General features: G+C 75.4%; 5 protein-coding genes. 3 read left to right on the top strand and 2 right to left on the bottom strand.

All coding sequences use genetic code 11. The features are described from left to right. Nucleotides 1-356, top strand: a 356-nt coding sequence (locus D6718_02515; GenBank protein RMG48179.1) for a hypothetical protein, incomplete at its 5' end; no start/stop codon positions are given. On the opposite strand, the gene D6718_02510 is transcribed toward D6718_02515, so the two are convergent. Next, nucleotides 310-2133, bottom strand: coding sequence for a hypothetical protein (locus D6718_02510; GenBank protein RMG48178.1), 1824 nt, complete (start codon nt 2131-2133; stop codon nt 310-312). The two genes, D6718_02515 and D6718_02510, sit on opposite strands and share 47 nt — an antisense overlap. Nucleotides 2134-2300: 167 nt before the next feature. On the opposite strand from D6718_02510, the gene D6718_02505 reads away from it, so the two are divergent. Together D6718_02505 and D6718_02500 are read left to right on the top strand one after the other, a co-directional pair. Then, on the top strand, nt 2301-5279 hold the full coding sequence (locus D6718_02505) for a serine/threonine protein kinase (protein ID RMG48177.1): 2979 nt from the start codon (nt 2301-2303) through the stop codon (nt 5277-5279). Nucleotides 5280-5466: 187 nt separating this feature from the next. Next, nucleotides 5467-6657, top strand: coding sequence for a hypothetical protein (locus D6718_02500; GenBank protein ID RMG48176.1), 1191 nt, complete (start codon nt 5467-5469; stop codon nt 6655-6657). Here the strand turns inward: D6718_02500 and D6718_02495 are convergent. Continuing rightward, nucleotides 6585-7334: an HAD family hydrolase gene (locus D6718_02495; protein RMG48175.1), complete on the bottom strand. Its 750-nt coding sequence runs from the start codon at nt 7332-7334 to the stop codon at nt 6585-6587. The genes D6718_02500 and D6718_02495 overlap by 73 nt on opposite strands.

Below are 7334 nucleotides of genomic sequence, written 5' to 3'. Positions count from 1 at the left end.
CCCCGCCGCTGCCCCCGGAGCACCTGGCCGACGTCCCGTGGCCCCCGGAGTGGCGCGTCGCCGAGGCGGACCGATACCGGGGCGAACGGGGAGAGGTCGAGTGGGTGCTCCTCGAGGCGGACGCCGCGGAGCCGGCCGCGGCCGTCGCGCGCGTCCTCGACCTCCTGGCGTCGGCCTACGGGGAAGACGAACTCCGCAGCCTGACCGAGGGACGGGGTCCGGCGCCGAAAGCCGTGGGGCAGATGCGCGCGGGCCGCGTCGCGGCGGTCGCCGAGGGGGAGCGGCGGGACGGGCTCACGATCGTCCGCGTCACGATCCAGGTGGATGTTCCGCCGTCTCCGGCCACCACGCCCTGACCACCGCGTGAGCGGCACGAAGCCGCTCCACCGCGGCGCTCCACAGCGCGGTGTCTCCCCGGCGCTCGCAGGCGCGGCGGGCCTGCTCGAGGTGTTCCCGGGCGCGCGGATACTGGCGCGGATCGCCGGCCGCGAGCGCCCGTTCGGCCAGATGGATCCTGATGCGAGCCGCTGCGGCGGGCGACTGCTCGTCGAGCCTCAGGCAAGCGGCGTCGAGGACCTGCTCGCCGGCGGCGAGGACGTACGCCGGGGCCATCTCGAGACGGTCGACGAGGCGCTCGGTGGCGCCGGCCGCCAGGCAGACCTCGACGAAGGCGGTCGCGTCGGCGGAGGCCTCGCACAGGTCGAGCGCACGCCGCCGCCACTCGGCGCGCTCGGAGGGATCGACGACCGCCAGCAGCCGCCGCAAACCCGGCGCGCTCGGCTCGGCGCGGTAGGCCTCCCACGCCAGCTCGATCGCCTCGCGCCGGCGATCGAGCCTGAGCAACAACTCGATGCGCAGGTCGTCGATCGCCGCCCGCTCGCTCCGCCGCGCGCGGTTCCGGCCCTTCTCGGCCCAGCGCAGCGCTTCGAGGTGATCGCCTCGCCGCGCGAGGTGACGGACCGCGGCCAGGATCTCGCCGCCGTGCCGGCCGTCCGGGTCGCAATGGGCGAGGAAGTCCTCCATGTCTCCCCGGGCCTCGGCGGCCTCTCGCAGCGCCCGGCGCAAGGTGACCACGAGCGGATCTCCGTGGCCCTCCCCGTCTTCGACGAGTTCCCCCCGGCGGGCTCGCAGCCTCTCGTCGAGCGAAGCCGCCAGAAGCGTCCGGAGCGTGTCGAGGCCGACATCGCCGAGTGCTTCGGCACCCTCGCGCACCAGGCCCGCGAAGACCCCGCCCGCGTCCTCCACGATCCACCCGAACAGGATCCGCGCGAGCCTCTGGCGGTCGCGCCCGGGAACCGAAGCCCATCCGGTGCACCATTCCCGGAGGAGATCGCGCGCCAACCGGGCCAGGATCCCGTCCCGGTCGTCGGCCTCGTCGATCCGCCGCCACACGAGTGCCGCCATTTCCTCCAGGAGGTCGAGGGCCCCCTCCGGCCGCCCGCCGCCGAGGAGCCGCCCGACGGAGGCGGCGACGTCGCGGACGTCGCTCGCCACGCGGGCGATCTCGTGCCGCCTCAGCCGCACGCCCGGCCGGAGCGCGGCGCGGGCCGCCTGGCGGAACAGTTTCAGATCGAGGTCGGCCGGCTCCGCGCGCGGCTCGGCGAGCCGGGCCGCGAGCGCTCCGTCGCCTGCCGCGAGCTCGACGAGTTCCGCGACGAGTTCTTCCTTCCTCCAGGAAAACAGCTGGCCGCGGAGAGCTTCGAGCGCTTCGGGCGAGGGAGGCGGCGTCTTTCCGGTGGCGGGCGGAGAGTCCCCCTCGACGCTCCGGTCGGAGGCGACCCGCGGGGCTCGCGAGGCACGAGCGGCTTGGCTCTCGAGCTGATCGAACAGCTCCGGCTCGAGGGCCAGCGTCATCAGAACCGCCCCGACGTGCCAGCAGACGCCGCGGGAGTACGGGCAGGAGCACTGCGGCTCGAGGAAGCCCTCCTGGAGGCGGATGACGCAGTGATACGGCGTCGTCGAGGATCCGGTGACGTGAGCGCGCAGGCTCTCGCCGTCGACCCAGATCTCCTCGACCCGTCCGTCCTCGGCGTACTCCTGCGCGCGGCTGATGACGTGACCGCGCTCGAGGAACGACTCGATCGCGGGAAGCGTCATCCCGCGGAGGTGCCGGATCAAGGACCGCGCGCTCACGTGCGCTCCCCTCTCCCGCGGCCCCGCGTCCGGCCCGGCGCCGGCCCGGCCGGTTCCCCGGGACGCGGGCTGCGGGGGTCCCCCGAAAGATACCCCCGACCGGCCGCCCCCGCGCGCGATGGCCGCGCCGCCGGGCCCGAACTTATGTTTCCGGCGGGACCGACGGCATGTCGAAGCGCGCGGCGCGGAAGGCCCGCTGGGCGGGACTTCGTGGCGACTACGCCACGGCCGGCGACCTCTACCGCCTCGCCGGCGAGCCGGAGAAGGCGCTCCGAATGTACCGCAAGGGGCGGCTCTACCGGCTCGCCGCCCAGGTCGCCGACGAGCTGGGGGACTTCGAGCAGGCTTCGCTGGACTACGAGCGGGGCGGGCTGCCCCTGGAAGCCGCCGAGGCCGCGCTCCGGGCCGGTGACCGGGAGCGGGCCGCCCGGCTCTTCGTGACCGCAGGCCAGACGCGCCGCGCGGCCGAGATCCAGGAAGCGGGCGGACGCCCGGCGGCGGCCGCGCGCCTGTACGAACTCTCCGGCGATCTGCGCCGCGCCGCCCGGCTCTTTCTCGACGCCCGCCAGCCGGAACGCGCCCTCCGCGCGATCGAGAAGCTCCTGCGGGACTCGGGCCTGGGCGGAGGGTCCCGCCGGGAACTCCTCGAGCTCGCCGCCCGCGGAGCGAAACAGCTCCTCGCCGCGGGCGAGCCGGCGCGTGCGGCGGGTTGGCTCGAGCGGGCCGGAAAGATGGCGGAGGCCGCCCGGGCGTGGGAGCGGGCCGGCGACGCGGAGCGCGCGATCCGGGCGTGGCTGGCGTCCGGTCAGGCCGAGCGGGCGGCGGAGGTGGCGGAGCGGGCCTTCCCGGACCGGCTCGGCGCCGAACCGGCGGCGCGGGCCTATGCGGCGGCCGAGATGTGGGGGCCGGCGGCGACGCTCTTCCTCGAGGCGGGCCTCCCCGGCGAAGCCGCCGCCTGCTTCGAGAAGCTCGGCTGTCCCGTCGAGGCGGCCGCCGCCTACGAAGCGGCGGGTGATCCCATCGCGGCGGCCGAGCGGTTCGAGCAAGCCGGAGATCTCGCCTCCGCGGCCCGGTTGTACCGGCTGGCGGGGGAGGTCGGAGAGGCGGCGCGCTGCCTGGAGTCGGCGGGAGAGATCGAGGCCGCCGCCGAGGCCTTTCTCGAGGCTGGGGAGCGGGTGCGGGCGGCGAGGCTGCTCGATGCCCTCGGGGCCCAGGACCGGGCGCTCGAGATCCTCCAAGCGGTCGGGTCGGACTCCCCCGAGCGGCCCGCCGCGGCGCTGGCGTTGGCGCGTCTGTTCGAACGGAAAGGGATGGGGTCGGTGGCCGTCAAGCACTACCGGGAGGCGCTGGCCGCCCCCGGAACCGCTCTCGACGACTCCGAGCGGATCGACGCGTGGTACCGGCTCGGAACGCTGCTCGAATCGCTGGGGCGGGCGCGCCAGGCGGCGGCCGCTTTCAAGGAGGTCGTGGCGAGGGACTACCGGTTCCGCGACGCGGCGGCGCGTCTCGAACGCCTCCACCGCGTCGATCCGGGCGACGCCGGAAACCGACGGGAGCGCCGCCTCCCCAGCCGGTACGCCGTGCTCCGCCCGCTCGACCTCGGACTGCCGGGCGAGGCCTTTCTGGCTCTCGACGCGACGATGGAGCGGGAGGTGTGCCTGCGGCGATTCGGTCCCGACCGCCTCCCCACCGATGCGGCGATCGAGCGGGTGCTCGGCGACGTGCGGCGGGTGGCGCGCTTGCACCATCCCGCCATTGCCGCGATCCACGATGCCGGCCGCGACGACAAGGGGCTCTTCATCGTCCAGGAGCACGTGCGCGGCCGGTCCCTCCGGGCGATCCTCGAAGCGGAGGGACCGCTCGACGCCCCGCGGGCGGTGCAGGTCCTCACCAGGGTGGCCGAGGCGCTCGATTACGCCCACGGCCTCGGGCTGCTCGCACGCGTTCTCAGGCCCGAATCGATCATCGTGACGCCTTCTTGGGAGATCAAGATGATCGATTTCGGCTTGGCCCTCCGGCAGAGGGGTCGCACGGGCGCGCCGGATCCGTACAGGCCGCCGGAAGCGAATCGTGGCGAGCGCATGGACCCCTCGTCGGACGTCTACCTGCTGGGTGTGCTCGCGTGGGAGATGCTCGCCGGATCCCCTCCTCCCCCGCCCGACCCATCCGGGGGGGCTCCGCCCCGGCTGCCCGTGGCCCCCGATCGCCCCGTGCCCGACTTGCTGCAGAAGGTCGTCTCGCGCTGCCTGGCCCCGAGCCGCCTCGACCGCTACGGGTCCGCCCAGCAGCTCCTCGAGGAGCTGCACGGCACCTCCCTCCTTCCCGGAACCCTGCTGGCGAATCGCTACGAGATCCTGCGCGAGCTGGGACGGGGAGGCATGGGCACCGTGTTCGCCGCCCGCGATCTCGTGCTCGACGAACCGGTCGCCCTGAAGGTCCTCACCGGCCCCCTCGACGAGACGGTCGAGAAGCGGTTCATCCAGGAGATCCGGCTCGCCCGGCAGATCAACCACCCGAACATCGTCAGGGTCCACACGTTCGAGCGCTGGCGTGACCTTCGGTTCATCGTGATGGAGTTCATCGACGGCGTCGATCTGCGCGCCTGGGCGGCGTCGAGGCGCCGGATTCCTCTCGGCCAGGCGCTCGACCTCGCGGCGGGGGTCGCGGCCGGCCTCGCCGCCGCCCACCGACTCGGGATCGTGCACCGCGACGTGAAACCGGAGAACGTGCTCATCGACGCCGAGGGCCGGCCGCGGCTGGTCGACTTCGGCATCGCGCGCCAGGGAGACGTGCACCTGACCCGCGAGGGTCTCGTCATCGGGTCGCCGGCCTACATGGCACCGGAACAGATCCGCGGGGAGGCGACCGACCAGCGGGCCGACCTGTACGCTCTCGGGATCCTGACGTACTTCCTGGTCACCGGCCGCGAGCCGTTCACCTCGGAGAACGTCGCCGAGATCCTCCAGCAGCAGCTCGAGGAGACTCCCCCGCCGCCCTCCTCGCTCCGCCCCGGCGTACCGGCGGCGCTCGACGCCCTGCTGGCCAGGGTGCTCGCCAAGGATCCGAACCGGCGCCCGCCGAGCGTCTTCGCCTTCCTCGAGGAGCTCGGCGCGGTGCGCGCCGCGCTGAAGGTCGTCACGGCCTGACCTCCCGGAGCCGGGACGCCGCCCCGCAACGCCGGACGCTCCCGCCGTCCCCTGGGTTCCGCGCCTGCGAGGAGGGGGCTCGGCGGCCGGACCCGACCCTCGTGTCCGCCGGAGAGGATCGGTGGATGCTCCGGGATGGACCCGGCGGGGAGCGCCGTCCCGAGTCCCGCGCCGGGAGGAGGAACGGATGTCACGTCCCGAGGTTGCCGTCCGCATCGCGATCGGAGACCTGCTCCGGAGGATGCGGCGCGAGGAAAGGCTCTCGCTCGACGAGGTGGAGCGTTTGACGCGTGCGGTCGGGGTCAGGGTCACCCGGTCCCACTTGTCCCGCGTCGAGACCGGACAGGCGGACCTGGCCCTGCCGAGGTTCCTGGCGCTCATGCGGGCGCTCGGCAGACCGAGGGGAGGGGCCGCGGAAGCGGTGGACGCGCTCCTGGCGGCGGTAGGGATCGTGCCCGCACCCGGCGGAGAGCCCGATCCCGCCCCGGAAGCGGCCGCGGACGGAGAGCCGGATCCCGCGGCGGTCGCCGGCGCCCTGAGAGTCGAGGCGGCGAGGGGGTTGATCGGGCGCCGCGGCGCTTCCCTCGCCCGGCGGCTCGCCGCAGCGGAGGCGGCGCTCGGCAGGTGGCGCGCGGCGGAGCGCGCCCTCGAGCGGGCCCTCGACCTGGCGCCGGACTCGTCGGCCCCTGTTCTCTTCCTCCAGCTCGCCGTCGCGGCGGCCGCCCGCGGCCGGCCGCTGTACTCCGCGGTCATCGCGGAGGGGGCGGCCCGGATGCTTCCGGTCACCGCGCGGCTGGTGCGCGCCCAGGCGGAGATCGCGGCGGGGCGGCCGCTGGCGGCCGTCGAGTCCCTCTACGGCGCCCGCCTGCCCGAGGAGGCGCACCTGCTCGCCGACACGCTCGCGGCGGAGGGTTACCTCGCGGCCGGCCATCCCCGCACGGCGTGGCGCATCGCCTCCCGCGATCCGGCGGCAGAGGCCGACCCGGCGGCACGGGCCGAGTTCCTCCTCGCGCGGGCCCGCTGCGCGCGCGGCATCCGCCGTCCCACGGCCGGGTTGAGGGCCCTTTCGAAAGCGCGCCGGCTGGCGCGGGAGGCGCGGTTGCCGGAGCTGGTCGCGCGGATCGAGATGGAGGCCGGCCGGTGCCATCGCGCCGCGGGCGACCCGGGGCGCGCCCGCGCCTCGTCGCGCACCGGAACGGCGATCCTCCGGCGCCTGTCGGCGGATCGGCCGCTCCCGGGTGGGGGCGCCTGGCAGAGTCTCCTCAGAGCCGCCGAACGGGAGGCGGGCACTCCCCCGCTCGCCGCTCAGCGCGGCAGGCCGAGCCGGTCGGGCAGCCGGGCGAGCTCGTCCACCGTGATGTCCCCCGGGACGCGGTAGCCGACGGCGAGCACTCCCGCGGCACGCGCCGCGGCGATGTCCAGCGGCGTGTCCCCCACGAGCGCCGCCTCCCCGGGATTCACCCCGGCGCGGGCCACCGCCACGAACAGGAGGGCCGGGTCCGGCTTTCCCCGGAGCACCTCGTCCCCCGTGGCGAGCACGTCGACCATGGGGCGGAAACGGAGCTCCCGGAGCACCGCCTCGGCCATCCCCGCCGGGCTATTGGTGACCACACCGGTCACGCGGCCGGCCTTGCGGCACGCGAGAAGCGCGGCCTCCGCACCGGGTACCGGCCGCACGCGCCCCGCTTCCTCGACAAAGGCCTCCTCGTACTCGCGAGCCAGCCGCGCCGGCGACTCGCCCGGAAAGAGCGTCTCGCAGTCCGCGCGGAGCCCCTGGCCCCAGACCTCGCGCACGCGGTCCGGCCCGAGCGGCGGAAGGCCGCGGCGGCGCCGGCACCGGTCGAGCACCGCGCACCAGACGTCGAAGGTGTCCGCGAGCACCCCGTCGAGATCGAACAGGACCGCCCGCAGGGGGCCGGCGGGGCGGCGCGGAGGAACACCGGACCGCGTCACGGAAAACCGCCGCCCGCCGCCGCCCGGGGAAGCGACCCCCGGCGGCCTCGAACCGGTCCCCGCTCCCGCTGCGGCCGCGCCGGCCGCCGGACCGCCGGGAAT

This window comes from Acidobacteriota bacterium, assembly GCA_003696075.1.
GTDB lineage: Bacteria > Acidobacteriota > Polarisedimenticolia > J045 > J045 > J045.
This window is presented reverse-complemented; position numbering and strand designations above follow the sequence as displayed.